Here is a 17,875-nt window from a genome sequence, read left to right as displayed (position 1 = left end):
GCCCGAGCGGCCTCACGGTACCAACCGAACCTCGGGATCAGCGGGGAGCGGAGGCGCCCGGGTGAGGAGCCGGACACCCGATGGCGATGGGCGCATCCGCGTCGACGGTCTTGCCCAGGATCCGGCCCAGCTCGAGCAGGTCGTCGTGCCCGATGACGTCCAGCAGCAGCGTGCGCACCGAGCGCACGTGGACGGGGGCGGCGCGCACCAGCATCTCCTCCCCCGCCTCGGTGAGCTGCGCCTGGCGGCCGCGGCCGTCCTCGCTGCAGCGCACCCGCTCCACCAGCCCGCGCTTCTCCATGCGGCTGACCGTGTGGGTCAGGCGGGAGCGGGAGTGGACCACCTTGTCCGCGAGCTCCGACATGCGCAGGAACTTGTCCTCCGCCTCGGACAGGCGCACCAGGATCTCGTACTCGCCGAGGGTCAGATCGATCTCGGGATCGGACTGCAGAGCCTCCCCGAAGCGGTCCGTGAGCAGGGTGGTGGCATACAGGTAGGTGCGCCAGGCCTCCTGCTCCCTGCTGGTCAGCCAGAGATCCTCGGGGGTCGACACCTCGCCTCCGTCGGCGGGCTCACTTGACGTTGTGGCGTCCATCACGCTTTCCTCTTTCCTGGGGTCCGATGCTTGTCATCATCCCGCAGTTTAGTTTACATTTCAAGCAAGAGTTCGGTGGCCGCTTCGGCCGACCGGCACCCCGATCTTCTCAAGGAGACACCGATGAACGACCTCACCCCCGGCACCTGGACCCTCGACGCCTCGCACACCTCCGCGAGCTTCACCGTGCGTCACGCCGGCATCTCCAAGGCCCGCGGCCAGTTCACCGACGTCGAGGGCGCCCTCGAGGTCGGCGAGGGCGGCGAGAACCTCTCCTTCGCCGCCACTCTGAAGACCGAGTCGATCAGCACCTCGAACTCCGATCGCGACAACCACCTGCGCAGCGGCGACTTCTTCGACGCGGAGACCTTCCCGGAGATCCGCTTCGTCTCCACCAAGGTCGAGGGCGACACCCTCACCGGCGACCTCACCATCCGCGACATCACCAAGCCCGTCACCCTGGACTTCACCTACGAGGGCGCGGCCACCGATCCCTTCGGCATCTACCGTGCGGGCTTCACCGGCGAGACCAAGATCTCCCGCAAGGAGTTCGGCCTGACCTGGAACGCCGCCCTCGAGGCCGGCGGCGTGCTGGTCGCCGACGAGGTCAAGATCTCGATCGAGGCCGAGTTCACGGCGCCGACCGCCGCCTGAACCTGGCGCCCGCGGCGCACTGCGCCCTGGGCACCGATGCGAGGAGCATCCGACGGGCCGTCCGCAGCATGCGGGCGGCCCGTCCTCGTCCCGAACTCGCCCTGACCTCCCGATAGGGTTCGACCCATGACCGCACCGCGCATCCCCTCCCCCCGTGACCCGGACGCCCGCGTCCTCTACCTCACGCGCGAGGGCTGCCATCTGTGCGACGAGGCCCTGCCCCTGGTGCGGGCCGAGGCCGATCGCGTCGGCTCCACCGTGGAGGTGCGGGACATCGACGAGGACCCGGCCCTGCAGGCCGACTGGGACTACGACGTGCCCGTGATCATCGTGGACGGCGCGGTGCACGCGAAGTACCGCGTGGACGGGCCGCAGCTGCGTGCCGCGCTCTCGCGCCGGCCCTGGTGGCGCCGCCTGACCGGCCGCGCCTGAGCAGACCTCCGAGACATGCATCGGCCCCCGCCTTGCGGCGGGGGCCGATGTGCATCACGCAGCGATCACTTCTTGTTGCGACGCTGGTGACGCGTCTTGCGAAGCTGCTTGCGGTGCTTCTTCTTGGACATGCGCTTGCGTCGCTTCTTGACGACAGAACCCATAGGTTGCCTCTGTTCTGCAGGCTCTCGCCTGCGGGATGGTGCAGCGGATCAAGTATGCGCGGCCCGCGGAGACTGCACGGTACTCGTGCGGGCCCGACGCCACGGTCGACCAGCCATTCTACACTGCCCTCCCGAGCCCTCACCCACGAGCGAGTGCGAGATCTCTCGCAGCATCGCGCGCGAGGGACAGCTCGGCGGCGACGGCGGCGACGACGCGCTCGTCCGCCACGGCCCGCACACGGGCGGTCAGCACCCGACGGGCCCGGCGCCGATGCCAGAGGCCCACGAGGGCGGCGATCGCCCCGCCGGCCACACCGATCAGGATCCCGGCGGCGATCCCCACCACCATCATCACCGTGGGCAGCGGGATCGGGATCCACAGGTCCTCGACCATCGGCATCGGCGGCGGAGGCACGCCCAGGAAGGCGAGCAGCGCGTTCAGCCCGAGCCAGCCGAGGCCCACCACCCAGGTGAGCACGGCGAGCCACTGCAGGACATCGAGCACCGGCCACCACCACGAGGTGCTCCTGGCGTGCAGATCGGCCCCGGCGACCGCCTGGTCCAGCGCATCGGGCAGCGAGTCCTCCTCGGAGCGGGCGGCATCGCGCACCGCCGCGCGCCAGGGATCGCTGCCGCCGGCGGAGGCGGCATCGGCGAATCGGCGCACCCCGCCGGAGGCGCGTGCACGGGCGGCGGGATCGGCCTCCGGCAGCGAGGTGCGCTCGAGCCCCTCGCCGTCGCTCCCCCGACCGATGCCGAGCCTGCTGAGCGGATCAGGGCGCAGGCGGCGGGCCCAGCGCAGCGGCGGCCAGCCCACCTTCCCGGCGGCCCGGAAGCGATACGAGGCGCCGACGGCGCGGGAGACCGGCTCGACCCGGGCGGCCGTGGAGAGATCCTCGACCAGGACGTCGACGTCATGCGGGGCGGGAGCCTCGGCCATGCCCGTCGGGTCCGCCGCCTCCTGCAGGGACTCGGCGGCCCCGCGCACGTCGGCGCGATGGCGGGAGGCGATGGCCTCGCGGCCGCGGGCGATCGTGACGAGGTGCTGGCGCAGCTCCCCGACCCCGTCGCCGGTGCTCGCGGAGGTCGCGAGCACGGGCGCGCTCTCGAGCCCGTCGGCGAGGGCGAGGGAGCGCAGGGAGGCGAGCACGGGCTCGCGCTCCGCCGGCCGCACCCGGTCGATCTGGTTGAGCACGAGCACGGTGACCGCGTCGTGCCCGGCGAAGGGACGCACGAACTCCTGGTGGATGACGGCGTCGGCGTACTTCTGCGGATCCGTCACCCACACGATGACGTCGACCAGGCCCGTCATCCGCTCGGCGATGTCGCGGTTGGCGCGCTCGACCGAGTCGAGATCGGGCAGGTCCAGCAGCACCATGCCGGGGACGCCCGTGCCGGTGCGCTCCGCCTCCCGCCGTGCCCGGCGACCGGACGGCGGTGTGCGGGCTGCCTCGACGAGCGCGGTGTCCGTGCCGTCGAGCTGATGGCGCTCCTCGACCTCGAGCCAGTCCAGCAGGGCGTCGCTGCCGCGATCGCCCACCACTGCCGCGACCGGTGCGGAGGTGGTGGGGCGACGCACCGCCGCTCGGCTGATCTCTGTGCCGACCAGGGCGTTGATCAGGGTGGACTTGCCCGATCCGGTGGCTCCGAAGAGACCGATCACGGTGTGCTCGGCCGAGAGCGCGCGGCGGCTGTCGATGCGTTCGAGGACCCCCTGGGACTCCTCGAGGACCCGCTCGGGGACGACGCCCTCGAGCAGCGAGGTCGCGTGCTCGAGCGCGTCGATCCGCTCGGCCAGCGGGGCCGGGCCCTTCGGGGCGCGGCTCAGCAGGGGCGTCATGCGTCCTCCCGGATGTCGTGGGCGAGCTGGGCGAGCGCCTGGGCGTCCTCGTCCAGCTGGGCGGCGGAGCCCTCCTCGCCGAGGGCGTCGAGACGATCGAGGAAGAGGTGCGAGCGATCGGCGACCAGGGCGTCGAGCCGGGCGGTGAGGCGCTCGCGGGCGACGGCGGCCATGCGGCGCACCGCCTCGTCGCCGAAGATCGTCTCCAGCAGCTTCTGACCGACCACCGCGGTCGCGGCGCCGGCTCCGACCTCGAGGCCGGTGGGGACGAAGGCGGTGGAGGCGAACACCACCACCATCAGGGCGACGCCGACGGCGTTGACGCCCAGCGAGAGCAGCCGCGCCTTCGTGCGACGGTCGGCGCCCTCCGCGCGGACCAGCTCGAGGACGTCGCCCTGCCAGGCGCGGATCGCGGCGGAGACCTCCTCCGAGTAGCCGTCGGGGAGGCGGGAGAGGTCCTGGCCCTCGGCGAGGTGACGCCCGGCGGGGGTGGAGCGCCAGGCGGCGTCCGCCCGCTCCGCACCGCGGGCGGTCTCGTCGATGACCACGTGCACCAGGCCGGTGCCCAGCGCCTGCTCGGCGGCGACCGCCGGGGCGGGCCTGCCGCTGACCGCCTGGCCGATGCGGTCGCGGGCCCGGGTCACGAAGCTCTCCAGACCGCGGAAGAACTCTCCGGTCCCCACCACGTCCTGCCAGCGGGCGAGCACCTCGCCGCGCAGCAGCGATCCGTCGCCGAGCGCGTCGTCGATCCGTTCACGGGCCCCGGAGAAGGAGGAGACCGCCTGCTCGCGCAGCCGCTCGCGCTCGGCGTCCTGCACGGTGGCGTGCTCGGCGATCCGCGCGGCGGAGCCGGAGAGCCCGTCGACCGCCCCGGCGAGGGTGCGCCGCGCGATCTTGCCGCGCCCGTCCCCGTCGGCCGCGAGGCGGGTGAAGTGCTCCTGCAGCTCGGCGATGGCGGCGGGCGGGAGCATCCCCTCCTCGTCGATGTCCGTCTCGGGGACCAGGAACAGGCGGTTCACCTCGACGCCCTGGCGCTCGAGCATGCCGCGGAGGTCCTCGGCGAGCTCCTCGGAGACGCCCTCGCGATCGGGGATCCGGTTCATCACCACGTCCACGGTCACGTCCCGCTCGGCGGCCGTGCGCAGCACCTCCCACGGCACTGCGTCCGCATAGCGGTTGGCGGTGGTGACGAACAGCCACAGGTCCGCCGCGCGCAGCAGCTGACGGGCCAGCTCCCGGTTCCCGATCGCGACCGAGTCGATGTCCGGGGCGTCCAGCAGGGCGAGGCCCTGCGGGATGCGGTCCTCGGCGTGCAGCTCGAGGGAGGTCGCGGGATCCACGTCCCCGGTCGTGTCCCGGCTGCCGGGTGCCTCGGGATCGCGCCGCTGCCCCGCACGGACCCGGGCCAGGCCCGGCAGGATGCGGCTCCCCGTGAACCAGGGCTCGTCGAGGGGATGGTGCAGCAGCACGGGACGCCGTGTGGTGGGGCGGATAGCGCCGGAGCGGCTCACGGGGCGGCCCACCAGGGCGTTGACCAGGGTGGACTTGCCGGCGCCGGTGGAGCCGCCGATCACCACCAGCAGCGGGGCGTCCAGCGAGTCGAGCCGCGGCACCACATGGTCGCTGAGCTGCGACAGCGCTGCGGCGGACTCCGCGCGCGCCTGCTCCGCGCCCTCCACGGGCAGGGGCAGCTCGAGGGCGCGCAGATGCTCGGCGAAGGCGTCGAGGACCTGCGTGGTCCGGTTCGTCATGTCAGCTCCCGATGGGTCAGACGATCGGCCCCGGAGGACGGGGCTTCGGCGTCATTGTCGCAGGCGGGGGTCCCGCAGGGGCGCTTTCGCGCGCAGCGGACCCCCCTGCGTGGACCAGCCCGGTACCGTTCCGACGTGGCGACGATGCGCAGGGTGGTCTCCGTGGTGCTGCTGCTCGGCGCCCTGGTCGTCACGTCGCTGCCCACCTGGCAGGTGCGATGGATACCGCCCCCGGACACCGACCGATCCTTCGTCTCCCTGGAGCCCTGGTTCTCGCCGTACCTCTTCGGCTACGGGGACCCGTTCCCGCTGCTGTGCATGCTCTGCACGGCGATCGCTCTGGTGCTCGCACGAGCCGGCTCGCGTGCACCGGCGCTCCCGCCTCAGTCCAGGTAGGGGTCCAGCCCCCAGTCGGGGAAGATCCCGCGGCGGGCGGCCTGGACCGATCGGTCCAGAGGGTCCTCGGGGTCGTAGCCGCCCGCCCAGTCCCGCACCGCGAGCGGGCGTCCGTCGCCGTAGGTGCGGATCCCCGGCTCCGGGGAGAGGCCGTGCTCCGCGCGGGCCGTCTCCGCCGCCGCGACGAACCCCTCCGGCAGCGGCGCCGCCGCGTCGATCGCCTCACCGGTGGCGATCGCGAGGAGGTGCCCCCAGGAGCGGGGCACCACATCGATCACGGCATAGCCGCCGCCGCCGAGGGCGAGCCAGCGCCCGTCGCAGACCTCGTCGGCCAGCTCCCGCATCAGGAGCATCACCTCGCGCTGCGCCTCGAGGGTGACCGTGAGGTCGGCCAGCGGATCGAGCTGGTGGGTGTCGGCGCCGTGCTGGGTGACCAGCAGGGTGGGTCGCACCGCCCGGACCAGCGCGGGGACGACGGCGCGGATCGCCCGCACCCACTCGTCGGCCGTGGTGCGCGAGGGCAGGGGGACGTTGATCGCGGAGCCCTGTGCACCGGGGCCGCCGGAGTCCTGGACGAAGCCCGTGCCGGGGAACAGCCGCTCCCCCGTCTCGTGGAGCGAGAGGGTGATGGCGCGCGGCTCGTCCCACAGGATCCTCTCCACGCCGTCGCCGTGGTGGACGTCGACGTCGACGTACATCACCCGCTCCTCTCCCTGGTCGAGGGCGCGGCGGATCGCGGCGGCGGCGTCGTTGTAGACGCAGAACCCGGAGGCCGACGAGGGCTTGGCATGGTGCAGCCCGCCGGCGAAGTTCACGGCCCGCGTCACCTGGCCCGAGCAGATCGCGTCGACCGCCGCGAGGGAGCCGCCGAGGATCCGGGCGGAGGCGGTGTGCATCCCGCGGAAGGGCGGGACGTCGTCGCCGCCGAGGCCGAAGCGGATCAGGTCGTCGAGCTCCTCCGCGGTCATCTCCTCCATCGGCCGGGAGGCCCGCTTGACCGCCTCGATGTACTCGGGGTCGTGCACCTGCCGGAGCTGTTCGTCGCTCGCGACCGGCGCCGGCAGGATCTCGACCCCCGGCCGGTCCAGCACACCGGCGCCGCGGGCGAGCTCCCGGGTGAGGGTGAGTCGGATCGGGGCCATGGGGTGGAAGGGGCCGAAGTCGTACTCGCACAGCGCGTCGTCCCAGACGATCCCGGTGCGGATCGACGGGGCGGCGCCGTCGGCAGGAGCGGCGGATCGCGAGGGCAGTGCGGCATCGGACATGGTCCGAAGCGTACTCAGGGAGCACCGAGCACGTCCGACGGCGTCCGCCCGCGTGTCCGTGCACAGCAGCAGGACGGGCCGCGGAACGGTCGTAGACTGCCGCGGACCGCGATCACCGGTCGCGGTGACCGCAGCGAGGAGCAGCATGAGCACACCCGGCAAGCGCGCCCTGCCGCCGCGCACGCGGCCGCTCAGCGCCCGTCGGCGCAGGCCCGAGTGGCTGCTGTACCTGCACTCGCTGACGAAGGCGACCCCCGCGCGCATCGCGCTGGGGGTGTTCACCCTGCTGATCGGCGTGTTCACCGTGGTGCTGTCGCTGCCCATGGCGACCGTCTCCGGCGAGCGCACCCACCTGACCGACGCACTGTTCACCACCGTCTCCGCGATCTGCGTGACCGGTCTGGTCACCGTGGACACCGGCACCCACTGGTCCACCTTCGGGCTCACCGTCATCATGATCGCGATCAAGCTCGGCGGGCTGGGCATGATGACCGTCGCCTCGCTGCTGAGCCTGTCCGTGATGCACCGCCTGGGACTCGCCCAGCGCGTCATCACCGCCAAGGAGACCCGCGCCGAGCGGCTCGCCGAGGTGGGCGGGGTCCTCAGGGTCATCCTCGTGACCTCGACGCTCTTCGAGCTCATCACCTTCGTGGCGCTGACCCCGTACATGTTCATCACCGAGCACGGGATCCGGGAGTCCCTGTTCCTCGGGCTCTTCTACGCGATCAGCGCCTTCAACAACGCCGGCTTCGTGCCGGAGGCCGCGGGCACGGCGCAGTACGTCGCCGATCCGTTCTTCACCATCCCGATCGGGCTCGCCGTGTTCGTGGGGTCGCTGGGCTTCCCGGTGATCATGGTGGTCGTGAAGAAGTGGCGCACCCCGCGCAAGTGGAGCGTGCACGCGAAGCTCACCCTGACCACCACCGCCCTCCTGGCCGCGGTCGGCTTCGTGGGGATCCTGGCGCTGGAGTGGTCGAACCCGTCGACCTTCGGGGACCGGTCGCTGCCCACCAAGGTGCTCGGCGCCTGGTTCGCCTCGGTCATGCCCCGCTCCGGCGGGTTCTCCACCATCGACGTGGGGCAGATGACCGCGGAGAGCCGGCTCCTGATCGACATGCTGATGTTCATCGGCGGCGGCTCCGGATCGACCGCCGGCGGCATCCGGGTCACGACCTTCGCCCTGCTGATGCTCGCGATCTGGGCGGAGATCCGCGGCAACCCGGACGTGGAGGTCTTCCACCGCCGCATCCCCCGCGACACCATCCGTCAGGCGATCGGGGTGCTGGTCATGAGCGCGACCGTGGTGTTCCTGGCGACCTTCCTGCTGCTGCGGATGACCCCCTACACGCTCGACCAGACCCTGCTCGAGGCGCTGTCCGCCTTCGGCACCGTGGGGCTGTCGACCGGGATCACGCCGTCCCTGCCGGAGGACGCGAAATGGGTGCTGATCCTGTGCATGTACATGGGTCGCCTCGGGCCGATGACCCTCGGCGCGGCGCTGGCCGTGCGCTCGCGGGTGCGCATGGTCCAGCTGCCCTACGAGCGCCCGATCGTCGGCTGATCCCCTCCGGTGGTCCGGCCGCGGGGCGGGGCCGGCCCACGAGGACCTAGACTGTGCCCGCCCTGCTCGCGGTCCGTCCGCGAGCCCGTCCCCGAGGAGCAGACATGGCACGCAGAGCGCGCGACGAGGGAGTCCTCGTCATCGGGCTCGGACGCTTCGGCGCGTCGATCGCCCTGACCCTGGAGAAGCTGGGCACGCAGGTGCTCGCGATCGACACCAGCGAGGAGCTGGTCCAGAAGTACTCCGGTCAGCTCACGCACGTGGTCCGAGCCGATGCGACCCAGCCCGAGGTGCTCGACCAGATCGGCGCCTCCGACTTCAGCATCGCGGTGGTCGGCGTGGGCACCACGATCGAGTCCAGCGTGCTGATCGCCGCGAACCTCGTGGACCTGGGCGACCCGGTGATCTGGGCGAAGGCGATCTCCTCCGCGCACGGCCGGATCCTCCAGCGCATCGGCTGCCATCACGTGGTCTATCCCGAGGCCGACGCCGGCAAGCGGGTCGCGCACCTGGTCAACGGGCGCCTCATGGACTTCATCGAGTTCGACGACGACTTCGCGATCGTGAAGATGCGTCCCCCGCGCGAGGTGCAGGGCATGACGCTCGCCGAGTCCGACATCCGCAAGCGCCATGGCGTGACCGTGGTGGGCGTGAAGTCGCCGGGCAAGGACTTCACCTACGCGGTGCCCGAGACGATGGTGGCCGCGCACGACCTCCTGATCGTCTCCGGCCGCACCGGGCTGATCGAGAAGTTCTCCCGCTGCACCTGAGGGGGTGAGTGCTGCGGGCGGGACCTGCCGCGGCACCCGGGGACGGGCCGACTCGCGGCGCCCGACCCAGCACCCAGCACCCAGCACCGGCCAAGCCGCGTCACCCGACACCCGGCATCCGGCACCCAGACCCAGCATCCGGCACCCGGCACCCGGCACCCGGCACCCGGCACCCGGCACCCATGGTCGACTACTGGCGCCTGCGCGACCGGTACGGCATATATGCCGTACTCCTCGCCCCTCGTCCAGTACCCGACCATGCGCCGCGTGACGCACGCCGGGATCAGCTGTCGGTGAGCTCCCGGGACCGGGCGGCGGCGGCCGCCATGGTCGCGGCGAGACCGGCGCGCACGCCCTCCCGCTCGAAGGCCGCGTAGCCCTCGGCGGTGGTGCCTCCGGGGCTGCACACACCGGCCTTCGCGACGGCGGGGTGCATCCCGGACTCCAGCAGCATCGTCGCCGCTCCACGCATCGTCTGCTGCACGAGGCTGTCGGCGAGGTCGCGCTTGAGCCCCTGGCGGACGGCCTCCTCGGTCATCGCCTCGATGATCGCGAAGGCGAACCCGGCCAGGGATCCGGCCGCTGCGATGAAGGCATGGACCTGGTCCTCGGTGATGTCCACGACCACGCCGGCACGGGAGAGCAGGTCGTGGACGAGCTGGTGGCGCTCGTCGTCGACGGCGTCGCCGCGCATGAGGCCCACGGCGCCCTCGCCCACGGAGATCGGTGTGTTCGGCATCGCGCGCACCACCGCGGCCCCCGCGGGCAGGGCGTCCTGGATGCGGGACAGGGTGATCCCGGCGGCGAGGGACAGCACCACGGCATCCTTCGGGAGGTCATGGCCCAGCTCCGCGACCAGATCGAGGATCTGGTACGGCTTCACCCCGAGCACCACCACGTCGGCCTCCTGGATGGCCTCCTGACGGGACGCCGCGGTCGCACCGAGCTCCTCGGCGGCGCGCTCGCTGCTGGCGCGGCTCGAGTTCGCCACGTGCAGGTTGGCCGGGTCGACGCCGGCGGCGAGCATCGCGCGGCCGACGGGCCCGCCCATGTTGCCCGCACCGATCAGGGCCACCCGCACCCCGGAGAGGTCCGGCGACGACGCGTCGGAGAAGGTCTGTTCAGCGGAGTTCGAGGAGGTGTCGTCCATGGCGACCAGGGTACGCGGTGGCACTCGCCGACTCGGTGCGACGTGTGCGGCTCAGCGCAGGTCGGGGCAGCGCGGGTCAGGACACCTCAGCCCGGGTCAGCGCCGATCGGCCCGGGCGATCGTGCGCGCCTCGACGAGCACGAGCAGCTGCACCGCGAGCACCCCCGCGACGACGATGCCGGCCAGCAGCGGCCAATCCGCACCCGGTGCGGCGAGCGCCCCGGCCTCGCTCTGCCAGGGCCACAGGCTGCGCAGCGCCCCGATCATCACCCCGGCGAGCACCACCATGGTGCCGCGATGGTGGTGGGTGAGGAGCCGGCGCATCAGCTTGACGACGACCACCAGTCCCACGCAGGCCCAGAGCCCGAACCAGGCGATGAAGCGCAGGTCCCGCTCGTCGACCGCCTGCAGCGTGGGCTGATACAGCCCCAGGCTCAGCAGGAGGAAGGAGCCGGACAGCCCCGGCAGCACGAGCGCGCACACAGCGATCGCAGCGGCCGGGGCGATGATCCAGGGGCTCGGCTCGAGCGAGGTGCTGGGCAGCGACGTGAGCGCCAGCCCGCCGAGCACGCCCAGTCCGAAGCGCAGCAGCTCCGGTCCTCGCCAGGCTCCGCCGGAGAGCCGCACCGGCACCAGCACCGAGCCGGCGACCAGGCCCAGGAAGAGGGCGCGCATCGTCTGGGGATGCGCCTCGACGAGGCGGGAGACGGGACCGGCGGCGAGCAGCACGGCCCCCGCCATCCCGATCATCAGCGGGATCACCAGCACCCAGGACACGGCGCGGAGATGCTCGATCACCCCGGCTCGCCGTTCGGGCCCGGTGAGCAGGCGACGTGCGGCGGCGGTGAGGTGGTGGCCGGCCTCGATGAGCTCGTCGTAGATCCCGGTGACCAGTGCGACGGTGCCGCCGCTGACCCCCGGAACGGTCTCGACGACGCCGATCAGGGCGCCGCGCAGGAGGTTGCCCAGGGGGTTGCGATGCCGCGGCAGCACCAGCTCCTCCGGTGAGGCGCGCTGGGACGTGGCGGTGGGGGCGGCATCCGTCATGCCGCCACCCTACGGAGCGTCACCTGGGCGCCGCCGGGGTGCGATGCCGTCGGCGTGCGGCGGCCGCGCGGCACCATCGGGGGCGCCCAGCATGCGGTGCGGCCCGAATCAGGCCTGGTCGCGGCGCGGCTCAGCGCCCGCGGCCCCAGTGCGGGGGCACGTCGCCGGCGATGCGGGCGTCGTTGGACTCATCGGCCCCGGGTTCCGGGGCGTCCTCGGACACCCGGTCGGGGAGGATCGGCCGGGGGTCCGGGCTGCGGTCCTGACGGCCCTCCTGTGCGGGCTCGTCCCAGGGGATCGGCCTGCCCGTCACGGAGGAGATGACGATCCGGCGCGGAGCACGGCCCGCTCCCCCGGTGCCCGACCCGGAGGTCACTGTCGTTCCTGGTACCGACGGATGGCGCTGGAGACGGAGACGTCCAGCAGCACCGAGCGCTGCTCGAAGCCGAGGAAGCTGCGCACCTCGGTGGCCAGGTGCTCCTCGAGCCGGGCCCGGCCGTCGGAGCAGATGTACTCCACCACCGCGTCGAAGTCGTCGCTGGAGTAGAAGGACAGCGGGTGGCCGGCGGGGATCTGAGGCCGCGGCAGGCGGTGGCGGATGGTGCCCACGCCCGTCGGGGAGTCGGAGCTCTCCTCGGAGAGGACCAGGCGCAAGGCTCGATCCACCGCCCGACGGATCCGCTCGGCCTCGCCGTCGGGGTCGATGAACAGCGCCCAGGACCACACGCGCTCTGTGGCCCAGCCCGCGGCCTCGAGGCGTTCGGCCCGCAGCCGGTCGCGCTCGCGCTGGCTGGCGGTGTCGATGTAGTGGGAGCCGTCGGTGTCGACGGCCAGCAGCATCCGACCCGGCATGTCCGGGTGGCCGAGGGCCAGCTCGATCCTGTCCGAGGAGAGCCCGAAGTCGCGCTCCACCAGCAGGCCGAGGCGGAAGAGGCGATCGGCGAGATCCTGCACGAGGGCATCGGTCTCGAGCGCCCTCGGTGCCGGCGGTTCGACGATGCTCTCCTCGGCGGCGTCCGAGGGCACGGGGCCCGCGGGGTCGGTCGCTGCGCCGGGCTCGAGCACCGGCTCGGCGACATCTGCCTGCCCGGCGGCGTCCCCTTCAGGGACGTCCGGAACGGCGTCCTGCAGCGGGAACTCCTCGGAAGCGACCGGGACCGATGCCGCGGAGTCGTCCTCGGGCAGGTCCGCGCCCGACGGCACGGCGCCGCCCGGTGCCGGGTCCGCGCTCTCGGGAGAGCCGGCCGAGCGGCGCGCCATGGCCGCCTCGATCGCGGCATCCAGATCCTGGTCGGACAGCTCCGGGGCCGCGGCGTCGGCCGCCGCGTCATCCGAGGAGGCATCATCGTCCGACGCGCCATCGCTCGGCGCACCGCCGTCGGCAGGCCCCGCGGCGGCGGGCGAATCCCGCGGCACCTGGGGCTCCGGCGGCGCGACCTCGTCCTCGCTGCCGGTGAGCGCGGCGACATGCGGGACCACGGGCACATCGGGGCCGCCCTGCAGCACCCAGAGCATGGCCCGCAGGTCACGGGCGCCGTCGGAGCGGAGACGGGCGTGGTCGAGGTCCTGCACGCCGAGCGCGGAGACCACGGTGGTGCGGCCCCGCGCGCGGGTGATCACGGTGGCCAGGGCCTTGCGGCCGCCCGCCTCGGAGAGCGGGCCGAAGCGGTGCAGGAGCCGGCCGTGCGGGGTCTTGCCGAAGCCCACGGAGACGATGATGTCGTCGCGCACCACGGCGGTGGCCTGGTCCGCGGGGAGGACGGTGAAGACCTCCTTCGCGCCGGGATCGAAGTAATCGCGCAGGGCCGGGATCACCGAGACGGTGTTCATGATCCGCTCCATGAGCCGGCGCGCGTGCTCCTCCGTGAAGGTCAGCACCGCCAGCGAGCGCTCCGGGCGGGTCCGCGCGTGCTCGATCACCAGGTCCGTGACCCGGCGCAGCTCGGACTCCGTGCTCTCGACGTACTCCATGCCCTCGGTGACCATGCCGCGGCCGTTCTCGACCGTGATCAGGCGGTCCCGCTCGGGGGCGATGGGGCTCGGCACGGCGACCACCTCACCGGCGAGGGCGCGGCGCTGGGCGAAGCTCCGCAGTCCCTCGGTGGCGGGGTGCGCATCGCGCAGGATCTCGGCGTGCGGGGCGATCCGCAGCATGTCGTCGAGCAGGCTGGGCGCGGAGTCCCCGCCGTACTCGAGCGGATCGCCGACCACCACGGTCTGCTCGCCGCGGACGATCGAGGGCAGCGCGGCCGCGGTGGGCAGGCGGCCGCCGTCGGCCACGATGACGACGTCGAAGTGACGGCCGCGCGGGATCACCTGCGGCACGAGGTACGGCGAGGCCAGCCAGGTGGGGCGGGCCGCGAAGAGGATGTCCTCGTACTTGGCCGCGAGGTCGCGGATGGAGACGGTCGAGGAGCGGGCGAGCTCTGCGATCGCGGACCGCGAGGTGTCCGGGAAGGTCTTCATCGTCTCGACGCGCGTCTCGTCGGCCGCGGCATGGACGCGCGCGGAGGCGCGGGCCAGGTTCTCCGCGTCGAGTCGACGGAAGCGCTCGGCGACCTGGGACAGCGAGGTGCCGTCGTACTGCGAGATCGTCGGCTCGGCACCGGCGATGAGCTCGAGGACGCTCCCCCACCAGGCGAGCTCCAGCTCGGCGCCGACCTGTTCGCGCGGCACCCGTCGGGCACGGAGGTCCTCGACCAGCTCGCCGAGCCCGTCGAAGCTCAGCCGGCGCAGCAGCTCGGTGCGGCGCGGGAGGGTCTCGAGATCGGCGCGGTCCGCGTGCAGGGCCTCGACGCGGCGCTCGAGCTCGTCGAGGTCGGTGCGGGCCAGGTCCGCACCGGACTCCGTGCCGTCCAGCAGCACGGCGAGCTCGTCGAGGACCTTCTCGGAGCGTGCCGCGGCACGGTGGACGGAGTCGAGGTCCTCGGGGAGGGAGGGACGCGAGGTCTTCGACGAGCTCGTCGAGGTGCTCCCGGCGGAGTCAGTGCCCGTGGTGGTGGCAGCAGCGGCGGCAGCATCCGGGTCGTCGCCCAGAGCGGCTCGGCGCCAGGTGTCGGCGACCTTCCGGGCCTCGCCGAGATCCTGATGGAGGTCCGGCGAGAGCGCGGCCGGGCGCTGCAGGGCGGCGGCGTCCTTGCGCAGGCGTCGGCGCACGCCGAAGCCCATGGTCACGCCGCGCTCCTCGCGCCAGCGCTTGTCCGCCGTGGCGGCGACGAGGTCCGCCAGCGGTGCGGAGAACACCGCGGGCTGGAAGGTCGCCAGCAGAGTGCGCACCCGGTCGAGCAGGGCCAGGCGGTCCTGCAGCTGGTGCAGGGTGGTGGGCTCGGTGAGGCCCAGCTCGCCGCCGCTGCGGGCGCCGGCCCGGCGCAGCTGGGGCAGAACGTCCGTGCGCAGCTCCTCGACGAGCTCCTCGGCACGGGCGGCCTGGGTGTCGCTGCTGATGGGCGCGCCGTACCAGGCGGTCATCTCGGGCCCGCTGGAGAGCACTCCCACCTCGGCGGCCTCATGCAGGGCCTCGGTGAAGCGGTCCCGATCCTCGCCGATCATCTGGGCGGCGACGTCCGCCCGCAGGCGCACCTGGGTGCGCGGGGCCGGGGTCAGCCGGGTCAGCGCGGCCAGGGCCGAGATCGCATCGTGCGCGGAGGCGTTCCAGGGGTCCTGGACGCGGTGCATCGCCTCGACGTGGCCCACCAGGATGTCGCGGCTGGTGCCGAGCTCCTCGGAGGCGATGTCATCGGGGCCCAGGCCGTGCGAGCCGGCCCGGCGCAGGCTGCGCAGCAGGGAGGCGGAGGCGTTGCGCTGGAGCGCGGGGTCCGGCGAGAGGTCGAAGACGAGCTCGGCGAGATCGCGGCGACCGGCGATCCGCACCAGCTGGGCGAGGTTCCGCCGACGCTGGGAGACGATGAGCACGGAGCGGCCGCGTGCATTGAGCTCCTCGGCGAGGTCGATCACCAGGTCGAGGCTGGTGGTGCCCGGCGGGGTGGCCACGGCGAGGTCCTGACCGGCCAGGACCCGGGCCAGGACGGCGCGGTGACCGGGGTCCACCGCGGCGACCAGCTCCTCCTCGGGGACCTCGGGCACCTCCTGCTCGGCGCCCTGCCCACGCACGACGGACCGGGCCCCGGCGTCACCGGCGAGGGCGGCGACGAGCGGGGAGGAGGACCAGTCGCCGCGATCGGTGACCAGGTCGTCGGCGACCGAGCCGGCGGCGTCCATCAGGTTGCCGACCACCAGGGCGTGCGAGACGCGGAAGCCGGGCAGGGGCTGGCCGAGCGAGCGGAAGGCGTCGAGCACCGGGTTGGGGTCGAAGCCGTGGGAGCCGTCGGTCGTCGCGAGCAGGGCGCGGGCGTCGACCGCGACGCCGGCCTCGCGCAGCGCGCGCAGCAGCACCGGGTTGAGGTCCGCGGTGGCGTCGACCTCGAGGTCCACGTCCTCACGGGCGTTGCCGCGCAGGCGCAGCGTGATCGGCCGCACCAGGACGGGCGCGTGGATCGGGGCGGAGCCGTCCTCGGGGTGCCAGATCGCCTCGCCGATGCCGAGGTGGCAGGTGGTCAGGCCCACCTCCTCCGCATGGCGCTCGGCGATCTCGCGGATCGAGCGGGCATGGGCACGGGCATCGGCCAGGGCGCCGACCTCGCGGACCAGGGAGGACAGACGGGTGGGACCGCGCCCGGCGAGCAGCTGCGCGAGGCCCGAGGGGTGCGAGTGGGTCAGATCCAGCACCACGCCTCCGGCCCGGATCTGGGTGAGGAAGGAGGGGGCGTGGACCCCGCCGGTGATCTGCTGGGCCCAGCGGTCCAGGGCGTCGGCGACGCGGTCCTCGCGACTGAGCGGTCGGTGCTCGTGGGGCGTGGCGGGAAGGTCGTCCTCGTCCTGGCCGGGGGCGATCCCGGCGCCGGTGTCCTCGACGTGCGGGTCCAGCACCACGGCGTAGCCGGTCCCGGAGCGCTCGACGCCGTCATGGGAGGTGCCCTCGCGCGGGGAGTCGACGGATCCGGGGGCGTCGACGGGCTCCTCGGCGTCGGCCCGGGCGGTGCCGCCCCGACCCTCTCGGCGCTCGCTCGCCAGTGCCGACAGGGCGTCGTCGCGGGGGATGACGTCCTCTCCCGGACGCTCCGACCGCTTCTTCCCGCGCAGGAAACTCCACATGGGAGCTCACGCTACCGGCGCGGGGGCCCCCTCCCGTGCAGGCGTGCCGCGCGCCCGGTGACCGGCCTGCTCACATCCTGTGCCCGCCGCAGGCGGCGGGCGGGCTCAGACCTCGTGCAGCCGCACCGAGACCTCCTGCAGGTGCTCGCGCAGCGCATCCGGCACGGGCCCGGCGATCACGAGGTCCGTGAGCACCGAGACCGGGCAGATCCCGGCCAGGGCGCGGTGGCCGATCTTGTCCGCGGTGGCCAGCCCGACCACCCGGCGCGAGTGACCGATCATGATCCGGGTGACCCCGGCCTCGGCATCGGAGTTGCAGGTCAGTCCTGCATTGATGTCCAGTCCCACGGTGCCCACGAACATGGTGTCGAGCCAGAGGTCGCGCATGGTGGCGGTGGCGAGCGGCCCGGTCAGCTCGAAGGAGTACGGCTCGGCGACGCCGCCCAGCACCACGGTGCGCACAGAGGGCCGCAGGACGGCTTCGGTGGCGATGTTCAGCGCCGCGCAGACGACGGTCAGCCCCGGGCTGCCGTCCCGGGAGTCGAAGTCCGGGCGGGCCACGGCCCGGCGTGCGGTCGCCGTGGTGCTGCGGCCTCCGTTGAATCCGATGATCTGCCCGGGCTCGACCATGGCGGCGGCCCGGTCGGCGACGCGCTCGCGCTGGGCGGAGTCGACGTCGGCCCGGCGCGGCACGGTCGCGAGCGAGTAGGCGACGTCGACCGCGACGATCCCGCCGTGGGTGCGGCGGGCGAGCTGGGCGCGCTCCATCTCCATGAAGTCGCGCCGCACGGTGGACTCGCTGACCCCGAGCTCCACGGCGACCTCGGCGACGCTGAGGCGCTTGGTCGAGGCGAGGAGGGTGAGCACATGGTCCCAGCGCGCGCTGCGGTCCTTCACCGGCGTCCGCGCGGGCGGCGCACCGGCCGTCACGTTCTTGTCAGGATCAGGATTACGCAGGTTCACGCATCCAGTATTGCGTGCATGTCGGCGACAGGCCGCTCTTTCGCGCAAGATCGACCAAGTGGGGGCGGATTCGTTGATCACGTTTGAGTCACGGTCGCGGGCGGCATAGGTTGACGACGTCGCCCCGGACTCGGGG

At 73.1% G+C, this 17,875-nt stretch carries 15 protein-coding genes; 5 read left to right on the top strand and 10 right to left on the bottom strand.

Features of this window, described 5'->3' with window-relative positions:
• Positions 1-37 precede the first annotated feature (37 nt).
• Positions 38-595: a MarR family winged helix-turn-helix transcriptional regulator gene (locus tag CFK41_RS04330; protein ID WP_096798562.1), complete on the bottom strand. Its 558-nt coding sequence runs from the start codon at positions 593-595 to the stop codon at positions 38-40.
• Between the two features lie 123 nt (positions 596-718).
• On the opposite strand from CFK41_RS04330, the gene CFK41_RS04325 reads away from it, so the two are divergent.
• Positions 719-1,249: a YceI family protein gene (locus CFK41_RS04325; RefSeq protein WP_096798561.1), complete on the top strand. Its 531-nt coding sequence runs from the start codon at positions 719-721 to the stop codon at positions 1,247-1,249.
• 126 nt (positions 1,250-1,375) lie between these two features.
• Positions 1,376-1,681, top strand: a complete 306-nt coding sequence (locus CFK41_RS04320) for a glutaredoxin family protein (RefSeq protein WP_096798560.1) — start codon at positions 1,376-1,378, stop codon at positions 1,679-1,681.
• Between the two features lie 65 nt (positions 1,682-1,746).
• On the opposite strand, the gene CFK41_RS04315 is transcribed toward CFK41_RS04320, so the two are convergent.
• From CFK41_RS04315 to CFK41_RS04305, 3 genes are all read right to left on the bottom strand, one after another.
• Entirely contained in the window at positions 1,747-1,845 is a 99-nt protein-coding gene (locus CFK41_RS04315; RefSeq protein WP_074712200.1) for a 30S ribosomal protein bS22, read from the bottom strand.
• A gap of 139 nt (positions 1,846-1,984) precedes the next feature.
• Positions 1,985-3,685, bottom strand: a complete 1,701-nt coding sequence (locus CFK41_RS04310; protein WP_096798559.1) for a dynamin family protein — start codon at positions 3,683-3,685, stop codon at positions 1,985-1,987.
• The gene (locus tag CFK41_RS04305; protein ID WP_096798558.1) at positions 3,682-5,436 is read right to left on the bottom strand and encodes a dynamin family protein; all 1,755 of its coding nucleotides are present in this window, start codon (positions 5,434-5,436) and stop codon (positions 3,682-3,684) included. Before CFK41_RS04305 ends, CFK41_RS04310 begins: the two co-directional genes overlap by 4 nt.
• A gap of 135 nt (positions 5,437-5,571) precedes the next feature.
• On the opposite strand from CFK41_RS04305, the gene CFK41_RS04300 reads away from it, so the two are divergent.
• Positions 5,572-5,832 (top strand): hypothetical protein, encoded by a 261-nt coding sequence (locus CFK41_RS04300; protein WP_151904673.1) that lies wholly within the window; start codon positions 5,572-5,574, stop codon positions 5,830-5,832.
• On the opposite strand, the gene CFK41_RS04295 is transcribed toward CFK41_RS04300, so the two are convergent.
• Complete coding sequence (locus CFK41_RS04295) at positions 5,820-7,097, bottom strand: acetoin utilization protein AcuC (RefSeq protein ID WP_096798556.1); 1,278 nt, start codon at positions 7,095-7,097, stop codon at positions 5,820-5,822. The two genes, CFK41_RS04300 and CFK41_RS04295, sit on opposite strands and share 13 nt — an antisense overlap.
• A gap of 145 nt (positions 7,098-7,242) precedes the next feature.
• Here CFK41_RS04295 and CFK41_RS04290 point away from each other — a divergent pair, with 145 nt between their 5' ends.
• Positions 7,243-8,658, top strand: coding sequence for a TrkH family potassium uptake protein (locus tag CFK41_RS04290; RefSeq protein ID WP_096798555.1), 1,416 nt, complete (start codon positions 7,243-7,245; stop codon positions 8,656-8,658).
• A gap of 104 nt (positions 8,659-8,762) precedes the next feature.
• A complete protein-coding gene (locus CFK41_RS04285) occupies positions 8,763-9,428 on the top strand; it encodes a potassium channel family protein (protein WP_096798554.1) in 666 nt (221 codons plus the stop codon).
• Positions 9,429-9,711: 283 nt separating this feature from the next.
• Here CFK41_RS04285 and proC read toward each other — a convergent pair whose 3' ends face one another.
• The 5 genes from proC to CFK41_RS04265 form a co-directional block, all read right to left on the bottom strand.
• Positions 9,712-10,578: a pyrroline-5-carboxylate reductase gene (proC, locus tag CFK41_RS04280; RefSeq protein WP_096798553.1), complete on the bottom strand. Its 867-nt coding sequence runs from the start codon at positions 10,576-10,578 to the stop codon at positions 9,712-9,714.
• 96 nt (positions 10,579-10,674) lie between these two features.
• On the bottom strand, positions 10,675-11,625 hold the full coding sequence (locus CFK41_RS04275) for a DUF368 domain-containing protein (protein ID WP_096798552.1): 951 nt from the start codon (positions 11,623-11,625) through the stop codon (positions 10,675-10,677).
• Between the two features lie 130 nt (positions 11,626-11,755).
• Positions 11,756-12,001, bottom strand: coding sequence for a hypothetical protein (locus CFK41_RS17715; RefSeq protein ID WP_151904672.1), 246 nt, complete (start codon positions 11,999-12,001; stop codon positions 11,756-11,758).
• Positions 11,998-16,776 (bottom strand): hypothetical protein, encoded by a 4,779-nt coding sequence (locus tag CFK41_RS04270; protein WP_151904671.1) that lies wholly within the window; start codon positions 16,774-16,776, stop codon positions 11,998-12,000. The genes CFK41_RS17715 and CFK41_RS04270 overlap by 4 nt, the downstream gene beginning before the upstream one ends.
• Positions 16,777-16,881: 105 nt before the next feature.
• Positions 16,882-17,739, bottom strand: a complete 858-nt coding sequence (locus CFK41_RS04265) for a DeoR/GlpR family DNA-binding transcription regulator (protein WP_096798551.1) — start codon at positions 17,737-17,739, stop codon at positions 16,882-16,884.
• Between the last annotated feature and the right edge of the window lie 136 nt (positions 17,740-17,875).

Source organism: Brachybacterium ginsengisoli, from assembly GCF_002407065.1.
GTDB lineage: Bacteria > Actinomycetota > Actinomycetes > Actinomycetales > Dermabacteraceae > Brachybacterium > Brachybacterium ginsengisoli.
The sequence above is the reverse complement of the archived record's forward strand: the minus strand, read 5'-3'. Positions and strand labels throughout refer to the sequence as shown.